Below are 21,659 nucleotides of genomic sequence, written 5' to 3'. Positions count from 1 at the left end.
GCTCGTGGTTTCCGTTGCCCGTCAGGCGCGTTTGGCCTCGCCCAGCGGCGCATCCTCCGCCGCTGGGTTGGCGGTCAGGTCGCAGGCGGCCGGCAGCCGCCAGGCGATCAGGCCAGCGATAATCAACGAGGCCGCCAGGGCGCACACCGCCACATTCTGGCCGTACAGGTAGATCATCACGCCGACCAGATACGGCCCGCAGAAACCGCCCAGATTGCCCAGGCCGTTGATCACCCCGCGCGCGCCGCCGGCCACTTCCGCCGAGGCGATGCGCCCCGGCATCGACCAGAACGGGCTGGTGGCGGCCTTCAGGAAGAACCCGCACACCACCAGGGCGATATAGGCGGCGACCACGTTGTGGCGCAGCATCACCGAGGCCAGCAGGGCGCCGGCGAAGCAGAACAGCGACACCATCACCCACAGGCGGCGCTTGCCGGTTTTGTCGGTGAGCACCGAAATCAGGTAAATGCCCAGCAGGGTGGCGACGAACGGCAGGATAGCCAGGAAACCGACCGAGGCCATGCTGCCGCCGGTGAGGTTCTTCAGGATGGTCGGCAGCCACAGGGTGTAGCCGTAATCGCCGGTTTGGTAGAAGAAGTTCAGCAGCACCAACTTCATCAGCCCACGGTTGCGGAATACGTCTTTCAGCGGCGCGTTGCTGACCGGCTGGGTTTTGCTGCGTGCCTGGCGCTCGCGCGTCAGCTCGGTAATCAGGTAGTCGCGTTCGCGGGCCGGCAGCCAGCGCGCCTCCTGCGGCCGGTCGCTGATCAGCAGCCACCAGACGGCCAGCACCACCAGGGACAGCAGGCCTTCGAGGATAAACAGCCAGCGCCAGTCGAGCTGGTTGATGATGGCGCCGGAGACCGGTGCGGTCAGCATGCCGCCCAGCGGCGCAAACATCATCACGAAGGCGTTGGCGCGGCCGATTTCCCGCTCAGGGAACCAGTTGCTGATCATGGTCAGCACCACCGGCAGCATGCCGCCTTCGGAAATCCCTAACACGAAGCGTAACAGCAGCAGTTGATAATGGTTGGTGACGAAGCCGGTCGCCACCGACACCACCGCCCAGGCGCACAGCGACCAGGCGATGAAGCGCTTGCCGCTGCCGTTGACCGCAATCCGGCCGCCGGGCACCTGCAAAAACAGATAGCCGATAAAGAAGATGCCGCTGGCCAGACCGGCCATCTGGCTGGTGATGCCCAGGTCGCTTTCCATGCCGCCGGGCAGCGCGAAGCTGATGTTGACGCGGTCCATAAAAGAAATGATGCAGGCGATCAGGATCGGGGCGATGACCCGCAGCCAGCGGGTATTGGGTATTTTCTTATCCATGGCTTTCTCTCTTTGCAGGCACGGGGAAGAGCGCGTTATCCGGGGACAACGCGGTTCTGTTGGTCGGCGCTAATGAAAAAAGCGTTACTCGATGGCGTGGGGCAACGGCTCGCGGTTGAAGAAGGCGCTGACGTTGGCGAACACGATGTCGCTCATTTTCTGCCGGGTTTCATGGGTGCCGCTGCCGACGTGCGGCTGCAGCACCACCTGTTCCATGGCGAGCAGTGCGGCGGGCACCTGCGGCTCGTCGGCGTAGACGTCCAGCCCGGCGCCGGCGATGGCGCCGCTTTGCAGCGCGGCGATCAAGTCCGGTTGATTGACCACGCTGCCGCGGGCGATGTTGATCACCAGCGCATGGTTGGGCAGCGCGTCGAACACCGCCTTATCCACCAGGCCGGCGGTCTCTTTGCCGCCGGCGACGGCGACGATCAAAAAGTCGCTCTCACGCGCCAACGCCGGCAGGTCGGGGTAGTAGGCGTAGGGCAGGCTGCTGTGCCGGCGGCGGCTGGCGTATTGGATGCGCATATCGAAGCCGGCGGCGCGCTGGGCGATGGCGCGGCCGATATTGCCCATGCCGAAAATACCGAGGCGCTTGCCGCTCACCCGGGTGGTCAACCCCGGCGCTTCCTGCAGCCAACGGCCTGCGCGCACAAAGCGATCGTAGTGACACAGCTGGCGCGCGGTGGCCAGCAGCAGGCCCAGCGCCATGTCCGCCACGTCTTCGGTCAGCGCGCCGGAGGTGATGGTTACCGCAATGCCGTGCCGGCGGGCGTAGTCCAGATCGATGCCGTCGGTGCCGACGCCGAATACGGCGATCAACCCCAGCTGCGGCAGCTGTTCCAGCACCGGCGTGGCGACGCCCACGTCGCCGCGGGTCACCAGCGCGGTGATTGCGCCGCCGTGTTCGGCCAGGTAAGCGTGCGGGTCGTCCTGTTCGTAGAGACGATGCAGCCGGAAATCGCCCTCCAGGCGTTCCAGCAGGTTGGCCATCACCGGGGCCATCAACAGCACATCATGCGGGATATCGGTCATCATTTTTACCTGTCGAGAAAAGGTTGTTGTTTCGTTATTGTTATCAAAGCGGTTTTCGCCGGGCTTTTTTGCGACGGATATCACGCTGAAGGATGTTAAAAAAGGCTGTTACCCGTAATGTGATCGCCGGGTGGAAAATAGCGGGCATGCCGTTAAAAAGACGGCGAAAAATTGCCGCACGGCGGTTTTTTTCACCTTTAGTGCGCTGAAGGAGGGCCGAACAGGCGGCGGGTAACAGCGGGGCGTAACACGCGCAGGGCTAAAAAAGAAAAACCGCACGACAGAAGTGCGGCAAAGGGTTCACGACGAACGAAACAAGGACAAAAATTCCGGAAGACGCGCGATGGAGGACTCTCATCGCGCGTCGCCATGATAAGCAAAAAACCGGCGGCGACAAATGCCGGATTTTGCTTTCTATAGTTAAATTAATGCAAATTTATTCAGTGGGTTACTTGTCTTCCGACCAGCGGGCGGCGTTAATGTCCACCTTCACCGGCAACAGCCCGATGGCGGTGAACCTGTCGGCCAGCCGCTGCTGCTGGCTGAACACCTCCGGCGTCATGCGCTGGCTGCCGAACGGCATGCGGGCGATGGCCTTGGCCCAGATGGCCTGCTCCAGCCCGGTGCTCTGCGCCAGGATCTTCGCCGCCTCCTCCTGATGCGCGTTGGCCCAGTCGCTCAGCTCACTCAGCTGTTGGATCACCTGCTTCGCGCTGTCCGGATAGGTGTCGGCGAAGTGGCGGCTGGCGAGGTAAAAGGTGTAATGCGGCACCAGCCCCTCGGCGTCTTTCAGCAGCCGGGCGTTGGCGTGGGTTTGCACTTCGGCGTAGAAGGGATCCCAGATCGCCCAGGCGTCGACGCTGCCGCGCTGGAAGGCGGCGCGCGCGTCGCTCGGCGGCAGGTACACCGGCGTGATGTCCTTATAGCTCAGCCCGGCCTGATCCAGCGCGCTCACCAGTAGGTAGTTGACGTCGGAACCCTTGTTCAGCGCCACGCGTTTGCCTTTCAGGTCGGCGACGGTTTTGATCGGCGAATCCTGCGGCACCACGATGGCCTCGGTTTTCGGGCTGGGCGGCGAGTGCGCCAGATACACCAGATCGGCCTTGGCCGCCTGGGCAAAGGCCGGCGGCGCGTCGCCGGTCGCCGCCAGATCGATGCTGCCGACGTTCAGGCCCTCCAGCATCTGCGGGCCGGCGGGGAATTCTATCCAGCGCACCTTGATGCCCTGCGGCGCGAGGGCTTTCTCCAGCGTGCCGCGGTATTTCAGCAGCGCGAAAATGTTGGCCTTCTGGTAGCCGATGGTGATTTGCTGCGGTTTTTCCTGCGCCGCGGCCGACAGGCTGAGCGCCCCCAGCAGCAGGGCGGCGAACAGCGGGGCGGTAAAAATTTTCATCGCGATGTTCCTTATTGACGGTGGTTCAACCGGCGAGACAGCCGATCGCCAAAAAATTGCAGCAGGGTGACCAGCGCCACCAGCACCAGGATCACCGTCAGCATCACCTGGGTATCGAAGCGCTGATAGCCGTAGCGGTAGGCCAGGTCGCCCAGCCCGCCGGCCCCGATGGCGCCGGCCATGGCGGAGGCGTTGATCATGGTGACCAGGGTGATGGTGAAGCCGCTGACGATGCCGGGCAGCGCCTCGGGCAACAGCACGTGGCGGATGATATGCCCGCGTCGGCAGCCCATCGCCTGCGCCGCTTCGATCAGGCCGTGGTCCACTTCGCGCAGGCTGACCTCGGCGATGCGCGCGAAAAACGGCATGGCGGCGATGGTCAGCGGCACCACCGCCGCCCAGACGCCGTACGAGGTGCCGACGATCAGGCGGGTGAAGGGGATCAGCGCCACCATCAGGATCAAAAAGGGGATCGAGCGGAACAGATTCACCAGCCAGCCCAGCACGCGCTGGATGCCCGGCCGCTCATACAGCCCGCCGCGTCCGCTGACCACCAGCACCACAGCCAACGGCAGGCCGAGCGCCAGCGCCAGCAGGGAAGACACGCCCACCATCAGCAGCGTATCGAGAAATCCGGCCCACAGCCGGTCAAGCAGCAGCGACATAACCCAATACCTCCACATCGTCGGCCAGCGCCGGTGAAATTGCCTGAACGGAAGGTGACGGCGTCACGGTAATCAGCAGATACCCGACGGCGTGGCCCTGAATATGCTCGATGGCGCTTTCCACCAGCGTCACGCGGCCGCCGAACGCCGCCAGCACCTGATTCAGCTCCAGCGAAGCGCCCTGGCCGCGATAGCGCAGCCGGATCAGCAGCGGTGCGTCCGGCGCCGGCGGCTCGGGGCTGAGACGGCCTGTCAGCGACTCCGGCAGGCGATCGTGCGCCGGCGTCAGCAGGACGCGCGTGGTCGCCTGCTGCGGATTGCCGTACACCTGCCACACCGGGCCGCATTCGATAATCTCGCCGCGCTCCAGCACCGCCACCCGGTGGCAGATATCGTGGATCACCTCCATCTCGTGGGTGATCAAGACGATGGTGATATTGAACTCGCGGTTGATGCGCTGCAGCAGCGCCAGAATGGCGCGGGTGGTTTCCGGATCCAGCGCCGAGGTGGCCTCGTCGCACAGCAGCAGTTCCGGGTTATGCACCAGCGCCCGGGCGATGCCGACCCGTTGCTTTTGGCCGCCGGACAGCTGCGCCGGAAAGGCGTCCGGGTAAGCCTCCAGCCCAACCAGCGCCAGCAGCGCTTCCACCCGTTGCCGCCGTTCGGCAGCGGGCACGCCGGCCACCCGCAGCGGCAGCTCGATGTTTTGCCGCACCGTTTTGGCCGACAGCAGGTTGAAGTGCTGGAAAATCATGCCGGTGCGCCGCCGGTAGCTCACCAACCGATCTTCGTTCAATTGGCCGATATCCACGCCGTCGACCTGTACGCTGCCGCCGCTGGGGCGCTCCAGCCGATTGATGGTGCGGATCAGCGAAGACTTGCCGGCGCCGCTGCGGCCGATAATGCCGAAGATTTCACCCCGCAAAATGCTCAGGTTGATATCCCTCAACGCCTCGGTTTGCTGGCCGGCGTAGCGTTTGCTGAGGCCGCTGAAGCGCAGATGGACCTCATCCCGACAGCGCACGACGTCATCCGCCGCCATGGCCTCCGGGTTGGACAAGATCAGGCTGGACATAGGCTACTGGCTCCAGCCGGGCTGATACAGCTTGCCGTAGAAACTGTCCAATTTTGCGCGCACCACCGGCGAGTGCTGATAGACGTCGACAAACTTGCGCAGCCGCGGATCGCCCTGGTGGCCGTCGCGGATCACGAACTGAATCACGTACTCCGGGTTTTCCAGCCCGTCGAACAGCAGGGCGCTGGCCGGATCGACGGTGCCGGACAGCTTCAGATAGTGCGGATAGCCCTGCGCCAGATCCACTTCGTCCAGGGTGCGCGCCAGCTGCACCGCTTCCACCTCGGTGATTTCGATGTGTTTGGGGTTGCTGACGATATCCGCCTGGGTGGCCTGGATGCCGACGCCGGGCTTCAGCGTGATCAGCCCGGCCTTTTGCAACAGCAGCAGGCCGCGGCCGCCGTTGATCACGTCATTGGCGATCGTCACGCGGGCGCCGTCCGGCAATTCGGCGAGGCTTTTGTGTTTTTTGGAATACAGCCCGACGTTGTTGATGATCGCCGGGGCATAGGCCACCAAATGGAAATTGCCTTCTTTGTTGGCGTTGTTGAGGAACGGCAGGTGCTGGAACAGGTTGACGTCGATATCGCCGTTTTCCAGGCTGACGTTGGGCGCAGTCCAGTCGCTGAATTCGATGATTTCCACCTTCAGCCCTTGCTTGCCGGCTTCTTCCGCCGCCACTTCCAGCGGCGGAGCGAAGGCGGCGGTGGTGCCGACCTTCAGCGCAGCGCCGTAATCATCGGCTGCGGCGGCGCCGGCGGAAAACGCCAGCAGGGCCGAGAACATCAGGTTTCGTATTGTCATGGTGTCGTTCCTTCAAAAAAGAAAATAAGCCGCTCAGGCGGACAAGGGGGAAGGCAGGCGCCAGCTCGCCGCCGGGTGGCTGGCGGGCAGCCGGTCCTGCTGCCGGAACAGCTTTTGCCGCAGGCTGCCGGGGCGGTAGGCGGTTTTATAACGGCCGCGGGATTGCAGCTCGGGCACCACCAAATCGATGAAGTCGCGGTAGCTGCCCGGGTTGACGATGCGCGTCAGGTTGAAGCCGTCGATATCGGCCTGGTCGACCCACTGCAGCAGCGCGTCGGCCACCTGCTGCGGATCGCCCACCACCAGCGGATAGCGCCCGCCCATGGCGTGCTGCTCCAGCAGCTGGCGGCGGGTCCAGCCGCGATAGGTTTGGCTCACCGATTCGATGGCCTGCGTCGGCCCGGCCTGGATCGGCTCGTCCAGCCCGAAGCGCGCCAGATCGATGCCGGTAGAGCTGGAGAAGTGGGCGATGCCGGCCTCCGGGCTGGCGTAGCGCAGGTACTCGCGGTATTTGTCCTGCGCTTCGGCGGCGGTGGGCGCCACAATCACCCCGAGGCCCATGAACACCTTCAGATCCTGGCGCCGACGGCCGGCGGCCACCGCGGCGGCGCGCAGCTTATCCACCTGCGCCTTCATCGCCGCCGGGGTGGCGCCGTTAACGAAGCTGCACTCGGCGTGGCGGGCGGCGAACCGTATGCCGCGCGCCGAACTGCCGGCCTGGAACAGCAGCGGGGTGCGCTGCGGCGAAGGCGACGACAGATGATAACCTTCGACCTGATAGAACTCGCCGCGATGGATCACCTTATGGATCTTGCCGGCATCGGCGTAGACGCGCCGCTGGCGGTCGGCCAGCACCGCATCGTCTTCCCAACTGCCTTCCCACAGCTGATAGGCGACGTCGAGAAACTCGTCGGCCTGATCGTAGCGGCGATCGTGGCTGACCTGTTCGGTCAGGCCCATGGCGCGGGCGGCGCTGTCCAGATAGCCGGTGACGATATTCCAGCCGATGCGCCCCTGGGTCAGGTGATCCAGCGTCGACAGGCGGCGGGCGAACGGATAAGGCGCCTCATAGCTGAGGTTGGCGGTGATGCCGAAGCCGAGATGCTGCGTCGCCGCGGCCATCGCCGACACCAGCAGCAGCGGATCGTTGACCGGCAGTTGGATGGACTCGCTGGCGGTCAGGGCGATGTTTTGTTGGTAGACGTCGTAAACGCCGAGAATGTCGGCGATAAACAGCCCGTCGAACAGCCCGCGCTCCAGCAGCCGCGCCAGTTCGGTCCAGTAGTCGAGCTGGTTGAATTCGGTGGATCGGTCCTGCGGATGGGTCCACATGCCGTGATGAATATGGCCGACGCAGTTCATGTTGAAGGCGTTCAGCAGGATCTCTTTAGCGGGCTGGCTCATTACAGGGTCCCCCGGCGCGGCGGCAGCACGCCGTTCAACAGATAGTTGCCGATCGCCGGGTACTTCCAGCGCACCGGATCGTGTAGCGTGTGGGTGCGGGCGTTGCGCCAGTGGCGATCGAGGTTGTGTTCCCGCAGCGTGGCGCGGCTGCCGGCCAGTTCAAACAACAGGTTGCCGGCGGCCAGCGCCACCTCGGTGGTCCAGGCGCGCGCCTTGGCCACTTCGATCGACGCCAGCGCCACGCTTTGTTCGTCGCTGTGGCGCTGCGCCGCGTCGACCGCCTCGCCGGCGGCCTCCAGCAGGGTGTCGCCGGCCTGAATGCGGGCGGAAATTTTGCCGATGCGGTCCAGCGTCAGCGGATCCTGGCTGGCGCGCTCCACGCCGGCGTCGATCCACGGCCGTGAGCTGTTGCGAACGAACTGCAGCATGTCCTGCCAGGCGGCTTTGGCGATGCCCTGGTCGATGGCGGCGTGCATGATCTGCGCCAGCGGGCCGACCGGCGTCGGGCGCTCAAAGACGCTGTGGAAGGGGACGATATCCTGTTCGTCGACCGGGCAATCCGCGAACGTTACGCTGCCGCTGCCGGTAGTGCGCTGGCCGAAGCCGGACCAGTCGTCGGTGATGGTCAGGCCGGGCGTGGCGCGCGGCAGAAACACCAACCGCTCCTTGCCGTCCTCGCCCAGGGCGGCGGTCGGGATGCGGCCGGCATACAGCGCGCCGGTGGCGTAAAATTTCTGGCCGCGCAGCCGCCATTGGTCACCCTGGCGGTAAAGCGCGGTGCTGCGATGGTGGGCGGCTTTGCCGGCGAATTCCGCCAGCGCGTTGCCGAAATGCACGCCGGCCAGCGCTTCCTGATACAGCCGCCGTTGCTGCTGCGGCGAACCCTGGACCCGCAGCACTTCCAGCGCGTAGAAGTGGTTCTGCGGCACCTGGCCGATCGAAGCGTCGGCCTGGCTGATAATGGCGATAATCCGCGCCAGCAGGCCGTTCGACAGCGCCGGCCCGCCAAATTCGCGCGGCACGGTAATGGCGCCGAGGCCGGAGGCGAACAGCGTCGCCAGCTCGGCGACCGGCAGGCGGCGCTGGCTGTCGCGCTCGGCGGAGGACGGCGCAAACTGCTCCGCCAGGCGGTGTGCGGTGTCCAATGCCTGTTCGGCGCTGGTGATGCGCTGCGCCGTCTGCGCCGGGGTTACCTGAGTGCTCATGTCGGCTCCTTTAAATCCACGAGTGGCGCGCCGGGAAGCGCCCGTTGAGGTAGTAATCGCCAATGGCGTGATATTTCCAGCGCACCGGGTCGTGCAGGGTGTGAGTGCGAGCGTTGCGCCAGTGGCGGTCGAGGCCGTGCTCCGCCAGGGTGGCGCGGCTGCCGGACCATTCGAACAGCTTTTCGCTGGCCAGCAGCGCCACTTCGGTGGTCAGCACCTTGGCTTCGGCCACCGCGATCGACGCCGCGGCGGCGCTCTCGGCGGTGACCGGCCGGCGGTCGACCTGGTCCAGCGTACCGGCCGCGCGCTTCAGCAGGGCGTTGGCGGCGCTCAGCTCGATGCTCAGGCGGCCGACGTCGGCCAGGATGTAGGGATCATCGGCGTTGCGCTCGACCCCGGCGTCTACCCAGGGGCGCGACCGCTCGCGAATGAACTGCGCCGCCTCATCCAGCGCGCCCTGGGCGATGCCGGCATCGATGGCGGCCTGAATCAGCTGCGAGACCGCGCCCTGAATGGTCGGTTTGTCGCTTAATGGCTGCAGCGGAATGACGTTGTCGGCATCGACCGGCACCGCGCGCAGGCGCACCGTGCCGCTGGCGGTGGTGCGCTGGCCGATGCCCGACCAGTCGTCGACAATCTCCAGGCCGGCGGCCGGGCGCGGGATCAACGCCAGCACCGGCTGCTGCCGATCGTCCAGGGCCTTGGCCGCGACGATATGCGCGAACAGCGCGCCGGTGGAATAGAACTTGTCGCCGGTGAAACGCAGGCCGTCGGCGGTCTGGCGCAGGCGGCTGTGCATGTCCAGCGTATGCTTGCTGTTTTTCTCCGGGCCGCCGTTGCCGATGCGTTGGCCGGCCAGCACCGCGGCGAAGATGCGCCGTTTTTGTTCTTCGTTGCCGGCGTCGCGGATCAGTTGGATCAGGCCGAAATGGTTTTGCGGGATCTGGCCCAGCGCCGGGTCGACGGCGGAAATCAGCCGAAACACCTCGGCGAGGGTGACAAAGGACAGCCCGGGGCCGCCATATTCGCGCGGGATGGAAATGCCGCCGAGGCCGGACTGGCTAAACAGCGCCAGTTCCTGCAGCGGATATTGCCGTTGCCGATCGCGCAGCGCGGCGTGAGGCGCGGCGGCGATAGCCACCTGACGCGCCGCCGCCAGCGCCTGTTGATCATCGGCGATCGGGCGGGCCAATTCATCGGTGGGTACAGCGCAGGGTTCGGGCGCAACGAATACGGCCATAACGAATTCCTCAATATGACGGACAGCGATAAAGAGCGCGCCGCATTGAGCGTAGCGCTATGAAATATAATTAAAATTTAAATCGGTTCTGCGGTGGGGTACCCGTCGATAATAATAATTTGCGCGCGGAAGTGTAAAGCGGTGGCTTATTATAAATAGTGCCTTGCTTAGCGATTAATTAGCTTAAGGATTACAACGGGTTCGCCTTTAGCCGGCGGGGGGATCGATGCCGGCTCATGCGGCGGCTAAGGGTGAAATCGCCCGGCGACGGATCCGCGCCGGGCGGCACCCAGCTCAGGCTGACGCAGGCCACGGGCGAATAAGCGCTGGACAGCGTCGCCGCGATGACGACAATAGGGCAATCAAGCCGAGACAAGGACAGATAAATGAATACCTTAGAAGCAATTCAGCAGCGCCGGGCCACCAAACAGTTCGATGCGCAGCACCGCATGACGCTGGAAGAAAAAAAAGCGCTGTTGGGCATTGCGCTGCAGGCCGCGCCGAGCGCGTTTAACCTGCAGCACTGGCGCCCCCTGTTGATCGAGGATCGCGCCCAGCGTGAAAAAATCCGCGAGGCGGCGTGGGGCCAGGCGCAGGTCACCGACGCCTCGATGCTGGTCGTGCTGTGCGGCGATCTGACCAGTTGGCAATCGCAGGTGAAAAACGTCTGGGGCGCAGCGGCGCAGCCGGTACAGCAGTTTATGTTCCCGGCTATCGATCGGTATTACCGGGACAAGCCGCAGGTGCAGCGCGACGAAGTGATGCGCAGCAGCGGCATCTTCGCGCAAACCCTGATGCTGGCGGCCAAGGCGCAGGGCTATGATTCCTGCCCGATGGACGGTTTTGATTTCGATGCGGTGGGTACCATCATCAACCAGCCGGATCACTACCAGATCGCGCTGATGGTGGCGGTTGGCAAAAGCCTGAGCCCGCCTTACCCGCGTATCGGCAAACTGCCGGTCGATGACATCGTGAAAATCGATCGTTTCTGAGAAATAATGCGGCGGGGGATGGTGAATCGCCATCCCCCGCGCTATTAACGACGCACAGCTCGTTCCAGTAACTGAAACGTATGCGCCGCTTCAGGCGATCATTCCACATAATTCCCCCTCTCAAACGCTGCCTCAATAAATAACATCACCTCAGGCCGTAAGGCGAATACCTTATATTGCATTGCTTGCCCGTAAAGCGGGATTAGCCGGCTTTATCGGCCCGCATGGCGGGGAGCGGCAGCCGCCAGCCGAAGTTCATGCCCGCTGCGGCGCCCAGTATCGCCGCGGTCCCGAGCATCTGCAGCAGACTGAGGCGGTGGGCGAATACCGCCCAGTCGACGACGATCGCCACCGCCGGATAAATGAACGACAGGGCGCCGACCAGGCTGGTGGGGATTTTCTGGATGGCGCTATACAGCAGAAACGACATCAGCCCGGTATGCACCAGGCCCAGGGTCGCCAGCAATAGCCAGTCGCGGGGCGCCGCCGGGGCCTGGACGCCGGCGAACGGCGCCAACAGCAGCGCGCCCACGCTGAGCTGAATCAACACCAGCAGCTGCGGCGGCAGGTTTTTCAGCTGTTTGACGATCGCGGCGGCGACGGCATACATCAGGGCCGCCCCCAGCGCCATCAGTACGCCCAGCAGATAGTCGGGGCCGGCGCCGGCGGAATGGCCGGTGACGATCAGGACCATGCCGCCAAACGCCAGCAGCAGCCAGCCGAGCCGATTCGCCGTCAGGCGTTCGCCGAACAACAACGCGCCCAGGCCGACCAACATAAACGGCTGCAGGTGATAGGTCACGGTCGCCACGGCGATGGACGCGTGGGCGTATGCGGCGAACAGCAGCGTCCAGTTCAGCACCAGCGCCAGGCCGCCCAGCATGGCGATGCCCAGTTGCCTGCCGCTCAGCGCGCCGCGCTTAAGCAGGCCCAGCAGCGCGCATACCGCCAGCATCGCCAGTGCGCCAAACGCGCAGCGCCAAAACACCACCGTCACCGCCGGCATTCCCAGCGCGACGACCGGCCAGCCGACGGTGCCCGAGATCGTCATCGCGAGGATCATTTGCCCGGTGCCGCCGATTTTTATCCGCATGTTTCCATCCTATTCATCCCTTGTGCAATCTGAGTAATTCATTAAAATGAACAATCGAACATTATGATGAACAGATACGAGTTTGTTTGTCAAACCGAACAATCGACCGATATGGTGAACAATGAGCAATGACCTTTCGCATAATCAGACGCCCATCGGCCTGCTGTCGAGCGCCATTCGCCGCGAGCGGGAACGCCTGAACCTGTCGCTGACGGAGCTGGCCAAACGCGCCGGCATCGCCAAGTCGACACTTTCACAGCTGGAAACCGGCAGCGGCAATCCCGGCCTGGAAACCCTGTGGGCGTTGGCGATGGCGCTGGACGTGCCGGTCAGCCGGTTGATTGCGCAGCCGCGTCAGCATGTGCAGGTGATCCGCGCCGATGAAGGGGTCGCTGCGGTGTCCGAACGGGCCGATTACGCCGCCACCTTGCTGGCGACCTGCCCGCCGGGAGCCCAGCGCGATATTTACCGGCTGCGGGTACAGCCGGGCGAGCCGCACCTTTCGCGCTCGCATATGCCGGGCACGATAGAGCATGTGATCCTCTGCAGCGGCAGGGCGCGGCTGGGTCCGGCCGATCGGGTCTTCGAGCTGGCAGCGGGCGATTACATCAGTTATTCGGCTGACTGCGAGCACATTTTTGAGGCGCTGGAGGCGGACACCACCGCCGTGATGCTGATTGAGCAAGGGTGAGCTCGATATTGATTTGATGAATCACCGGCGTTGACCATGCGTTTATTGAAAATGATTCTCAGTTATATTAGTGTGCCTGCCTGTTTGGCGGCGGCCTCAAGGGGGCTCGCCGTCCCGCTTTAACGACCTTCAAGGATTGAAGATGAAAATCGCCATCCCCCCTCTACTGCTGCTCGCCGGCCTGACGGCGGCGCAACCCGCCACGCTGCTGGCCACCGAGGTCGCCATACCCGCCGATCGCGGCGCGCAGCAAGACGCGGCCAGCAACGACTTCAGCTACCTGCGTTACCGCGCCGATTATCAGGTGCTGGCCAACGCGCACAGCGTGAAGACCGAAAGCTATGAAATCCTGCTGAAGACCAAGGCGGCGATCGAAAAGTTCGGCCAGATCCGCCTGGGTTACAGCGAAAAAATGGAAACGCTGGAGGTGGTGTCGGCCTATACGCTCACCGCCGACGGCCAGCGCCACGACGTTGCGCCGGATCGCATCTACACCCAGGAGAGCTACTCCAGCGCCTCGGCGCCGCTGTACGCCGATCGCAAGGTGCGGGTCATCGTGTTTTCCAACCTGGCGCCGGGCGCGCGCATCGTCTATCAGGTGCGCCAAACGCAAAAGGTACCGTATTTCCCCGGCTACTTCGGCCTGTGGGAAACCTTCAGCGTATTCGATCAGTTTGAAGACGCCGAAGTCAGCCTGCAGGCGCCGGCCAAGCTGCCGATGAATATTTTCACCCGCGGGGTGAAGGGCGGCGACCAACCGCAGATCCGCGACGGGCAGGCGCACTGGCGCTGGCAGTATCAGCGCAGCGTGCCGATGAAAGCGCAGAATTGGGCGGCGGGCAGCTGGACCTTCAGCCCAACCATCATGGCCAGCACCTACCGCGAATGGCCGCAGTTAGCCAAGGCCTATCAGTTGAAGGCCAGCCAGGCGGCGAAGGTGACGCCGGGCGTGCAGGCGCTGGCGGATCGGATCACCGCCGGCGTGACCGACCGTCGCGAGCAGGCGGCGGCGATTTATCGTTGGGTGGCGCAAAATATTCGTTATGTGGCGGTGTATCTGGGCAACGGCGGGCTGGAACCGAATTCGGCGCAAAGCATTCTCGACAACCATTACGGCGACTGCAAGGACCATGTGGTGCTGCTGGAAGCGCTGTTGGCCGCCAAGGGGATCGAAAGTTCACCGGTGTTGATCGGCATGGACGAAGGCCCGATCTTGCCGAAGGTGCCACTGCTGGGGCGCTTTAACCATGCCATTACCTATCTGCCGGAATTCAAGCTGTATCTGGACTCGACCAACCCCTGGGCGCGCTTCGGCCAGTTGCCGGCGGGCGATCTGGGCGCGCCGGTGCTGCTGACGCGCGAAGCCCGGCTGGCGCGCACCCCAAGCAACGACGAGCTGCGCAATCGAAACGCCCTCAGCGTTGATTTCGTGTTCGATAAGGCCGGCAATATGCGCGGTCAAACCGAACGCCGGCTGAGCGAGGTGGAGGAGATCGATCTGCGCGGTTATTTCTCGCAGCTCAACCAGCAAAACCGCGCGCGGGCCGAGGAGTCCATTATGACGTCCTCCGGCATCGACGGCCGCGGGCAGGTGGCGATGCACGGCGATCCGCTGGATCTTGACAAGCCGTTTGGCTTCAGCTTCCGCTTCAAGGCCGACGACTATGTCGATTTTGGCGTGGTGGGCGGCATGCGGGTGCCCAATCCGCCCGGCGGCAAGTCTTTCCGCACGCTTTATACCTCGACCGCCGCGCCGAGTAACGAAACGCCGTTCTATTGCGATGCGCAACGCTATGATGAAACCTACCGCCTGCAGCTGCCGGCCGACGTGCCGATTATCGCCATGCCCAAAGGCCAGCGGTTCCGCAATGCAGCGGGCGATTATCGGGTGGAATGGCGGCGCGACGGCCAACAGGTGATCGTCAACCACCGGCTGCAAATGAACGCCGTTCGCGGCAAGGATGCGCTGTGCCAGCCGCAGGACTATCCGGCGTTCCGCGAGCTGTTCCAGCAGGTGCGGCGCGGGTTCCGCGGGCAGCTGGTGTATGGCGAGTTAGCCAACGCGGTGGTGAGCCCCAAGTAATCCGCCGAACAGCGCGGCCCGGCGTTGCCGTCCGGGCCGCGGTCTGACGCGTTACTTCGGTTCTTTCTGCACCACCAGCCCCACGCCGCGGCCGCGCGGATCCGCGGCGGTTTCCGGCGTGCGTCCCTCGACGCGGATAACCTGAATGTCCCCCATATTCCAGCCCTGATCTTCCAGCACATAGCCCATGGCTTTCAGCTGGTCGGCCACTTTGCCGCGCAGGGGGGCGAAGCCGTCATAGAAGAGGGTGTCTTTCGGCAGCAGCTGATGATGCACGCGCTGGGCCGCCACCGCCTGCTTCAAGGGCAGATGGTAATCGTAGATGTTGTTTATCACCTGGAAAATCGAGGTGAATATGCGCGAGCCGCCCGGCGTGCCGATCACCAGGCTGACCTCGCCGTCGCGGGTGATGATGGTCGGGCTCATCGACGATAGCATGCGCTTGCCGGGCGCGATGGCGTTGGCGTCGCTGCCCACCACGCCAAAGGCGTTGGCTACGCCCGGCTTGGCGCTGAAGTCGTCCATTTCGTCATTCAGCAGGAATCCGGCGCCCTTGACCACCACGCCGCTGCCGAAGTCCCAATTGAGGGTATAGGTATTGCTGACCGCGTTGCCGGCGGCGTCGACGATCGAGAAGTGGGTGGTCTGGTGCGTTTCCAGTCCGGGGCGGACCTTCTCGGTCGGGGAGATCGCCGTCGGATTGATCTCGGCGGCGCGTTTTTTCAGGTAGTCGGGGGCGATCAGCTGCGCTTCGGGCACCTTGGCAAAGTCCGGATCGCCGAGGTAATCGGCGCGATCGGCAAATACCCGCTTTTCTATTTCCGCCAGCAGGTGGATATAGCGCGCCGAGTTCAGCTCCACGCCGTTGAAATCGGCGGCGCGATCTTCCTTAATGCCCAGCAGCTGCGCCAACGCAATACCGCCGGAGCTCGGCAGCGGGGCGGTATAGAGGGTGTTGCCGCGCCAGCTGATCTGCATCGGCTGGCGCCATTTCACCCGGTAATCGTTCAAGTCCTGTTGGGTGATCAGGCCGCCGTCGCGCTGCATCTGCGCCACCAGCAGCCTGGCGGTGTCCCCCCGATAAAAGTCTTCGGCGCCTTTGTTGGCGATGCGTTCGAGGGTTTTGGCCAGCTCCGGCTGTTTGAACACCGAGCCGGGTTTCATGCTGCCGAAGTAGTCGCCAAAGTTGGTTTTGCCGGCGAACAGCTTGTTGGCGTCCTCGCGGTATTGGTATTGCTGATCGGCCACCTTAAAGCCTTGTCGCGCATAGCCGATGGCCGGGGTCAGCAGTTCGGGCCACGGCAGCTTGCCGAAGCGCCGATGCGCTTCCCACAGCCCCAGCACGGTGCCGGGCACCCCGGCGGCGCGGCTGCCGACCAGGCTGAGATTTTCAATCACTTCGCCTTTCTCGTTCAGGTACATGGTTTTGCCGGCGGCTTTCGGGGCGACCTCGCGGTAGTCGAGGAAGTAGGGTTTGCCGTCGACGTACAGCGTCATGAAACCGCCGCCGCCGATATTGCCGGCCTCCGGATAGGTGACCGCCAGGGTGAAGGCGACGGCGACCGCCGCGTCGACCGCGTTGCCGCCGGCCTGCAGCGTTTGCGCGGCGACCTTGGCCGCGTATTCATCGGGAGCGGCGACCGCGCCGGCGGTCAGGTCGGCGGCGCAGGCGGCGGGAACGGCGCAGGCGAGCGCCACGCTCAGAGCTATCGTTTTCAATAAGCCAACAGACATAGAAGATCCTTTCAGCGTTATTCAATTATCAGGTGAATTAAACTAATTATTTTTAAACAGAGGCTTAGCGCTTTTTCGGCGCTTTATTGAAGGTAGCAGCGGTCAGGCGGCGACGCCTGACCAAGATAAGGAACCGTGACCTGAAGCGTTAAACCGGGTTGGCCGCATCAGTAGGCGTGGAAGTAGTCCTGGATCACCTGCGGATTGTGGGTTTTGGTCAGCGCCAGCATCAGCAGAATGCGCGCCTTGGCGGGGTTGAGCGAGTCGGAAACCAGGCCGGGCTGGCCGGCGTCTTCCGGCACGATGCCGCCGCCGGTGCGGCTGGCGCGCACCACGGTGACGCCGGCCTTTTCGGCCTTTTTGATGCCGGCCGAACTGCGTACCGAAACCGATCCGGCGCCGGTGCCGGCGTAGACAATGCCGTCGACCTTATGGGCGATGGCGGCGTCATACATGTACTCCGGATCGTCCTGATAGCCGTAAATGATGTCGACCTTCGGCAGGGCGCTGAGGTTGCGCACGTCGAACACCGAGCGTTGGGTGTGGATCTTGTCCACCCGGGTTTCGAAATACGGCTTGCCGCCGACGATCGCGCCCAGATAGCCTTCTTCCGGCGCTTTGAAGGTGTCCAGGGTGGTGGCGTTGGTTTTGCTGGTGAAGCGCGCGGAGCCGATGCGATCGTTCAGCACCACCATGACGCCGCGCCCGGCGGCGCGCTTGTCGGCCGCCACGGTAACGGCATCCAGCAGGTTCATCGGGCCGTCGGCGCTGATGGCGGTGGCCGGGCGCATGGCGGCGGTGAACACCACCGGCTTGTCGCTTTTCACCGTCAGGTTAAGGAAGTACGGCGACTCGTCGAGGGTATCCGTCCCGTGGGTGATCACCACGCCATCGACATCGTCGCGCGCCAGCAGCGCGTTGACCCGCTTCGACAGCGTGAGCAATATCTCGCTGGTCATGTTCTCGCTGCCGATATTGGCGATTTGCTCGCCGTCCACCCGCGCGATTTTCTGCATTTCCGGCACCGCGGCGATCAGCGTATCCACCCCCAGCGCGCCGGCCTGGTAGCCGGTGGTTTGCGTATTGGAGGCGGCGGAGCCGGCGATGGTGCCGCCGGTAGCCAGGATCACGATGTGCGGCCGTTCCCCGGCGGCGTTCGCCGCGCCGACAATGCCAAGTATGACGATGATAAATGCCGTTCTGATATGGTGAAGCATAAGCGTAACCCCTGATTAATAAGCCAAATAAGCAGGAGAGCTCAAAGCAAGAAGGGTGCCAGTTCGTTTATCGGCGGCGCTAGGGCCGCAGAAGGCGTGGCCGGGCGGGTTTTGCACCTGATGCGGGAACGGCCCGCACCAAAATGAGTCTGCGATCAGCGCTGTGGCGCCAATCCCTGGCGCAGCAGTGCAATGGCGTGCCGCGCGATGTCCTCCGCCCGCAGCGGGCCGTTATCTTCGTCACGCCGCCATTTGGGCGCGGTTGCCAGCGGCAGCAGCGTGATGCCGAACAGGGTGATAAACAGCAGGGAGGGTTCCAGCCCGGGGTTTAACCGGCCCTGCGCCTGCCAGCGGGCGATCGACTGCAGCGCCGCCTTGCGGTGGTCGTCGCCGTAGCGTTGGTCCATGCGCTGTTTCAATACGCCGCTTTCACTGATCACTTCACGCAGCCATAGCGGGGCGAACCACGGGTGCTCAAGCGCGATGTCGATAAAACGCTGCGCCAGCTGGGTGAAGGCGGCGAGCGGATCGTCGGCGTTGGCGTTGAACACCTCGCCGGCGGCCTTGCGCACCGGCAGAAAGCGCTCTTCGATCAGCACGTCCAGCAGCTGCTCGCGGCTGTGGAAGTAGTAGTGCAGCATGGCCGGCGTTACGCCGGCTTCGCGGGCGATAGCGTTCAGCGAGGTTTCCCCAATGCCCTGGCGGGCGAACAGATCCAATGCGGTATCCAGCAGATGCTCGCGCTTGTCTGCCCCTTTGCCGCCGCCGCTTGGCCTGCCGGGGCGGCGGGGCGTAGCGGGAGTTTGAACGTTTCGTGCTGTCATCGCGGTAATATCCATTGACCGGAGAAAAGGCGTGCTCATATATTAATTACGCAATTAATTAATTACAAGCGGGCAAACTCTGATGGGGATTGAAAACGTGGCAAGCCACCAAGATAACGGCGGGGCGTCTGACAAGGCGCCCTCGATCCGTTTGCTGTTCTCTGCGCTGTTGCTGGTGATGCTGTTGGCGGCTCTCGATCAGACTATCGTCTCTACCGCATTGCCGACCATCGTCGGCGAGTTCGGCGGGCTGGAGAAACTGTCGTGGGTGGTCACCGCCTATCTGCTGGCGTCTACCATCGTGGTGCCGCTGTACGGCAAATTCGGCGATTTGTTCGGCCGCAAGATCGTGCTGCAGGTCGCCATTGTGGTGTTTCTGCTGGGGTCGGTGCTGTGCGGGCTGGCGCAAAACATGACGCAACTGATCCTGATGCGCGCGCTGCAGGGGTTGGGCGGCGGCGGGCTGTTGGTAGTCACCATGGCGGTGGTCGGCGACGTGATCCCGCCGGCGGAGCGCGGCCGCTATCAGGGGCTGTTCGGCGGGGTCTTCGGCCTGGCCACGGTGGTGGGGCCGCTGATCGGCGGCCTGCTGGTGCAGCATTTCTCCTGGCGCTGGATCTTTTACATCAACCTGCCGCTGGGGATCTTTGCGCTGCTGGTGATCGGTGCGGTGTTCCAGTCGCGGGTCAACCGGGTACGGCATGAAATCGACTTCCTCGGCGCCGGCTATCTGGCGGCGGCGCTGACCTGCATCATCCTGTTCACCAGCCAGGGCGGCACGGTGATGGCCTGGTCGGACGGTCAACTGTGGTGCATTCTGGCCTTCGGTCTGGTGTCGCTGGGCGGGTTTATCTACGAAGAGCGGCTGGCCAGCGAACCGATCATTCCGCTTGGGCTGTTTCGCAACCGCACCTTTGTGCTGTGCGGCCTGATCGGTTTTATCGTCGGCATGTCGCTGTTCGGATCGGTGACCTTCCTGCCGCTGTATCTGCAGGTGGTGAAAGATTCCACGCCGTCCGAGGCCGGGATGCAGCTGCTGCCGCTGATGGGGGGCATCATGGTCAGTTCGATAATCAGCGGCCGGATGATCAGCAAGCGCGGCAAATACCGGCTGTTTCCGATCCTCGGCACGCTGTGCGCGCTGGCGGCGATGACGCTGCTCGGCACCCTGACCAACGACACCCCGCTGCACCTGCTGTATCTCTACATCTGCTTGCTGGGGCTGGGTCTCGGCATGGTGATGCAGGTGATGATCCTGGCGGCGCAAAACAGCGTGGATCCGCAGCACATGGGGGTCGCCACCTCCAGCGCCACGCTGTTCCGTTCGATCGGCGGTTCGATCGGCGTGGCGGTATTCGGCGCCATCTTCACCCACGCGCTGCACGGCCGCCTGAGCGCGCTGCTGCCGGAGGGCACGCCGTTGCCGCGTTCTCTGGGCGCCGAGGCGGTGCATCGCCTGCCGGCGGCGCTGCAGCAGGATTACCTGCTGGCGTTCGGCGGGGCGATCCACGCGGTGTATCAAATCGCCGCCGGGGTGATGGCGCTGGCCTTCGCGCTCACCTGGCTGCTGAAAGACGTGCCGCTGCGGCACAGGTAACCCGTACGCCGGCCGTTCGCGCCGGCGTTTCTCATGCGCTGCGACCGACTTTTACGGGATCCTTACGCAATCCTTTCAGACTAAAAACGCCGCATTCGATATATTGAGAATAGTCATTCTCAATAGGATAGATAGTCAATGCAGAGAAAAACGATTTTTCTTGTCAGCCTGTCATTATTGCTGGCCGCCTGCGATGGGCAAAGCGGCGGCGCGCCTGCGGGAGCGGGCGGCGAGCAGGAAGTGGGGGTGGTCACGCTTCACGGTCAGCCGGTGACCCTGAGCAGCGAACTGACCGGCCGGGTTAACGCCACCATGACTTCCGACGTGCGGCCGCAGGTTGACGGCATCATCAAACGGCGGTTGTTTACCGAAGGCGCCGAGGTTAAGGCCGGCCAGGTGCTGTATCAAATCGATCCCGCCACCTATCAGGCCAGCTACGATCAGGCCGCCGCCCAGTTGAAAAACGCCCAGGCGACGGTGAAATCCGCGCGCCTGAAGGCGCAACGCTACGCGGCGCTGGTCAAGGAGAATGGCGTATCCAGGCAGGATGCGGACGACGCGCAGGCCAGCTACCTGGAGGCGACGGCCTCGGTGGCGCAGTATCAGGCGGCGCTCGAGTCGGCGCGCATCAACCTCGAATACACCCGGGTGCGCGCGCCGATCTCCGGCCGCATCGGCATTTCTTCGGTGACGCCGGGCGCGCTGGTGACCGCCAGCCAGACCGACGCGCTGGCCACCATTCGCGCGCTGGATCCGATTTACGTCGATCTGACCCAGTCCAGCGCGCAGTTGCTTAAGCTGCGGCGCCAGCAGGCGTCGCTGCAGCATGCGGAATCGACCCCGGTGGCCATCAAGCTGGAGGACGGCACTCCCTATGGGCACGACGGCAGGCTGGAACTGACCGAGGTGTCGGTCGACGAATCCACCGGCTCGGTGACGTTGCGTGCGGTGTTCCCCAACCCGGAGCATGAACTGCTGCCGGGCATGTACGTGCACGCCAAGGTAGACAACGGCGTCGATCCGCAGGCCATTCTGGCGCCGCAGCAGGGCATTACGCGCAACGCCAAGGGCGAAGCCACCGCACTGGTGGTGGACGCGCAAAACAAGGTTGCGCAGCGCACCGTGACCGCCGAACGGACGATCGGCAGCCGCTGGCTGATCGGCAGCGGGCTGAAAGAGGGCGATCGGCTGATCGTCGAGGGCACCAACAAGGTGGCCGCCGGCGTGGCGGTCAAACCGGTGGAAGTGCAAACCGGCAACGCCCAGAGCGGGGTGCAGTAA

The 21,659-nt window shown here is 63.9% G+C and carries 18 protein-coding genes; 5 read left to right on the top strand and 13 right to left on the bottom strand.

All coding sequences use genetic code 11. From position 1 onward, the window contains the following. Positions 1-21: 21 nt before the first annotated feature. The 9 genes from CKW09_RS12735 to CKW09_RS12695 all read right to left on the bottom strand — a co-directional run bounded on the left by CKW09_RS12735 (position 22) and on the right by CKW09_RS12695 (position 10,147). Positions 22-1,329 (bottom strand): MFS transporter, encoded by a 1,308-nt coding sequence (locus tag CKW09_RS12735; protein ID WP_061795250.1) that lies wholly within the window; start codon positions 1,327-1,329, stop codon positions 22-24. Positions 1,330-1,413: 84 nt separating this feature from the next. Next, complete coding sequence (locus tag CKW09_RS12730; RefSeq protein WP_095097633.1) at positions 1,414-2,364, bottom strand: 2-hydroxyacid dehydrogenase; 951 nt, start codon at positions 2,362-2,364, stop codon at positions 1,414-1,416. 445 nt (positions 2,365-2,809) lie between these two features. Continuing rightward, positions 2,810-3,754 (bottom strand): sulfonate ABC transporter substrate-binding protein, encoded by a 945-nt coding sequence (locus CKW09_RS12725; RefSeq protein WP_095097630.1) that lies wholly within the window; start codon positions 3,752-3,754, stop codon positions 2,810-2,812. Between the two features lie 11 nt (positions 3,755-3,765). Next, entirely contained in the window at positions 3,766-4,419 is a 654-nt protein-coding gene (locus CKW09_RS12720; RefSeq protein WP_061795253.1) for a methionine ABC transporter permease, read from the bottom strand. Further along, positions 4,403-5,494 carry a methionine ABC transporter ATP-binding protein gene (locus CKW09_RS12715; protein WP_083950334.1) on the bottom strand — a complete coding sequence of 364 codons (1,092 nt, stop codon included), beginning with the start codon at positions 5,492-5,494 and terminating at the stop codon, positions 4,403-4,405. Before CKW09_RS12715 ends, CKW09_RS12720 begins: the two co-directional genes overlap by 17 nt. A gap of 3 nt (positions 5,495-5,497) precedes the next feature. Beyond that, positions 5,498-6,298, bottom strand: a complete 801-nt coding sequence (locus CKW09_RS12710) for a MetQ/NlpA family ABC transporter substrate-binding protein (protein WP_095097626.1) — start codon at positions 6,296-6,298, stop codon at positions 5,498-5,500. Between the two features lie 33 nt (positions 6,299-6,331). Then, positions 6,332-7,702 (bottom strand): LLM class flavin-dependent oxidoreductase, encoded by a 1,371-nt coding sequence (locus CKW09_RS12705; protein ID WP_095097623.1) that lies wholly within the window; start codon positions 7,700-7,702, stop codon positions 6,332-6,334. After that, positions 7,702-8,907, bottom strand: coding sequence for an SfnB family sulfur acquisition oxidoreductase (locus CKW09_RS12700; RefSeq protein WP_095097620.1), 1,206 nt, complete (start codon positions 8,905-8,907; stop codon positions 7,702-7,704). Before CKW09_RS12700 ends, CKW09_RS12705 begins: the two co-directional genes overlap by 1 nt. Before the next feature lie 10 nt (positions 8,908-8,917). Next, entirely contained in the window at positions 8,918-10,147 is a 1,230-nt protein-coding gene (locus CKW09_RS12695) for an SfnB family sulfur acquisition oxidoreductase (RefSeq protein WP_061795257.1), read from the bottom strand. Positions 10,148-10,533: 386 nt separating this feature from the next. On the opposite strand from CKW09_RS12695, the gene CKW09_RS12690 reads away from it, so the two are divergent. Next, positions 10,534-11,139: a nitroreductase family protein gene (locus CKW09_RS12690; protein ID WP_095097617.1), complete on the top strand. Its 606-nt coding sequence runs from the start codon at positions 10,534-10,536 to the stop codon at positions 11,137-11,139. 202 nt (positions 11,140-11,341) lie between these two features. Here the strand turns inward: CKW09_RS12690 and CKW09_RS12685 are convergent, their stop codons facing one another. Next, positions 11,342-12,232, bottom strand: a complete 891-nt coding sequence (locus tag CKW09_RS12685; protein WP_095097614.1) for a DMT family transporter — start codon at positions 12,230-12,232, stop codon at positions 11,342-11,344. Between the two features lie 121 nt (positions 12,233-12,353). On the opposite strand from CKW09_RS12685, the gene CKW09_RS12680 reads away from it, so the two are divergent. Continuing rightward, positions 12,354-12,923 (top strand): helix-turn-helix domain-containing protein, encoded by a 570-nt coding sequence (locus CKW09_RS12680; RefSeq protein WP_095097611.1) that lies wholly within the window; start codon positions 12,354-12,356, stop codon positions 12,921-12,923. A 142-nt stretch (positions 12,924-13,065) separates the two neighbouring features. Continuing rightward, the gene (locus tag CKW09_RS12675; RefSeq protein ID WP_095097608.1) at positions 13,066-15,006 is read left to right on the top strand and encodes a DUF3857 domain-containing protein; all 1,941 of its coding nucleotides are present in this window, start codon (positions 13,066-13,068) and stop codon (positions 15,004-15,006) included. Positions 15,007-15,057: 51 nt separating this feature from the next. Here the strand turns inward: CKW09_RS12675 and ggt are convergent, their stop codons facing one another. The 3 genes from ggt to CKW09_RS12660 form a co-directional block, all read right to left on the bottom strand. Then, positions 15,058-16,740 (bottom strand): gamma-glutamyltransferase, encoded by a 1,683-nt coding sequence (gene ggt, locus CKW09_RS12670; protein ID WP_061795260.1) that lies wholly within the window; start codon positions 16,738-16,740, stop codon positions 15,058-15,060. A 167-nt stretch (positions 16,741-16,907) separates the two neighbouring features. Then, entirely contained in the window at positions 16,908-17,957 is a 1,050-nt protein-coding gene (locus tag CKW09_RS12665) for a type II asparaginase (protein WP_095097605.1), read from the bottom strand. A gap of 155 nt (positions 17,958-18,112) precedes the next feature. Continuing rightward, positions 18,113-18,781: a TetR/AcrR family transcriptional regulator gene (locus CKW09_RS12660; RefSeq protein WP_231922040.1), complete on the bottom strand. Its 669-nt coding sequence runs from the start codon at positions 18,779-18,781 to the stop codon at positions 18,113-18,115. Between the two features lie 82 nt (positions 18,782-18,863). Between CKW09_RS12660 and CKW09_RS12655 the strand changes: the two genes are divergently transcribed. Both CKW09_RS12655 and CKW09_RS12650 read left to right on the top strand, forming a co-directional pair. Further along, complete coding sequence (locus tag CKW09_RS12655) at positions 18,864-20,378, top strand: MDR family MFS transporter (RefSeq protein ID WP_095097598.1); 1,515 nt, start codon at positions 18,864-18,866, stop codon at positions 20,376-20,378. A gap of 138 nt (positions 20,379-20,516) precedes the next feature. Next, positions 20,517-21,659: an efflux RND transporter periplasmic adaptor subunit gene (locus tag CKW09_RS12650; protein ID WP_095097595.1), complete on the top strand. Its 1,143-nt coding sequence runs from the start codon at positions 20,517-20,519 to the stop codon at positions 21,657-21,659.

The sequence above is a fragment of the Serratia ficaria genome (assembly GCF_900187015.1).
Lineage (GTDB): Bacteria > Pseudomonadota > Gammaproteobacteria > Enterobacterales > Enterobacteriaceae > Serratia > Serratia ficaria.
This window is presented reverse-complemented; position numbering and strand designations above follow the sequence as displayed.

Bases quoted from the DNA above. Each gene is read 5' to 3' on its own strand.
- CKW09_RS12705 (WP_095097623.1), bottom strand. From the start codon at position 7,702: ATGAGCCAGCCCGCTAAAGAGATCCTGCTGAACGCCTTCAACATGAAC.
- CKW09_RS12655 (WP_095097598.1), top strand. From the start codon at position 18,864: ATGGGGATTGAAAACGTGGCAAGCCACCAAGATAACGGCGGGGCGTCT.
- CKW09_RS12735 (WP_061795250.1), bottom strand. From the start codon at position 1,329: ATGGATAAGAAAATACCCAATACCCGCTGGCTGCGGGTCATCGCCCCG.
- CKW09_RS12685 (WP_095097614.1), bottom strand. From the start codon at position 12,232: ATGCGGATAAAAATCGGCGGCACCGGGCAAATGATCCTCGCGATGACG.
- CKW09_RS12715 (WP_083950334.1), bottom strand. From the start codon at position 5,494: ATGTCCAGCCTGATCTTGTCCAACCCGGAGGCCATGGCGGCGGATGAC.
- CKW09_RS12710 (WP_095097626.1), bottom strand. From the start codon at position 6,298: ATGACAATACGAAACCTGATGTTCTCGGCCCTGCTGGCGTTTTCCGCC.
- ggt (WP_061795260.1), bottom strand. From the start codon at position 16,740: ATGTCTGTTGGCTTATTGAAAACGATAGCTCTGAGCGTGGCGCTCGCC.
- CKW09_RS12650 (WP_095097595.1), top strand. From the start codon at position 20,517: ATGCAGAGAAAAACGATTTTTCTTGTCAGCCTGTCATTATTGCTGGCC.
- CKW09_RS12665 (WP_095097605.1), bottom strand. From the start codon at position 17,957: ATGCTTCACCATATCAGAACGGCATTTATCATCGTCATACTTGGCATT.
- CKW09_RS12725 (WP_095097630.1), bottom strand. From the start codon at position 3,754: ATGAAAATTTTTACCGCCCCGCTGTTCGCCGCCCTGCTGCTGGGGGCG.
- CKW09_RS12690 (WP_095097617.1), top strand. From the start codon at position 10,534: ATGAATACCTTAGAAGCAATTCAGCAGCGCCGGGCCACCAAACAGTTC.
- CKW09_RS12675 (WP_095097608.1), top strand. From the start codon at position 13,066: ATGAAAATCGCCATCCCCCCTCTACTGCTGCTCGCCGGCCTGACGGCG.
- CKW09_RS12730 (WP_095097633.1), bottom strand. From the start codon at position 2,364: ATGATGACCGATATCCCGCATGATGTGCTGTTGATGGCCCCGGTGATG.
- CKW09_RS12660 (WP_231922040.1), bottom strand. From the start codon at position 18,781: ATGACAGCACGAAACGTTCAAACTCCCGCTACGCCCCGCCGCCCCGGC.
- CKW09_RS12695 (WP_061795257.1), bottom strand. From the start codon at position 10,147: ATGGCCGTATTCGTTGCGCCCGAACCCTGCGCTGTACCCACCGATGAA.
- CKW09_RS12700 (WP_095097620.1), bottom strand. From the start codon at position 8,907: ATGAGCACTCAGGTAACCCCGGCGCAGACGGCGCAGCGCATCACCAGC.
- CKW09_RS12680 (WP_095097611.1), top strand. From the start codon at position 12,354: ATGAGCAATGACCTTTCGCATAATCAGACGCCCATCGGCCTGCTGTCG.
- CKW09_RS12720 (WP_061795253.1), bottom strand. From the start codon at position 4,419: ATGTCGCTGCTGCTTGACCGGCTGTGGGCCGGATTTCTCGATACGCTG.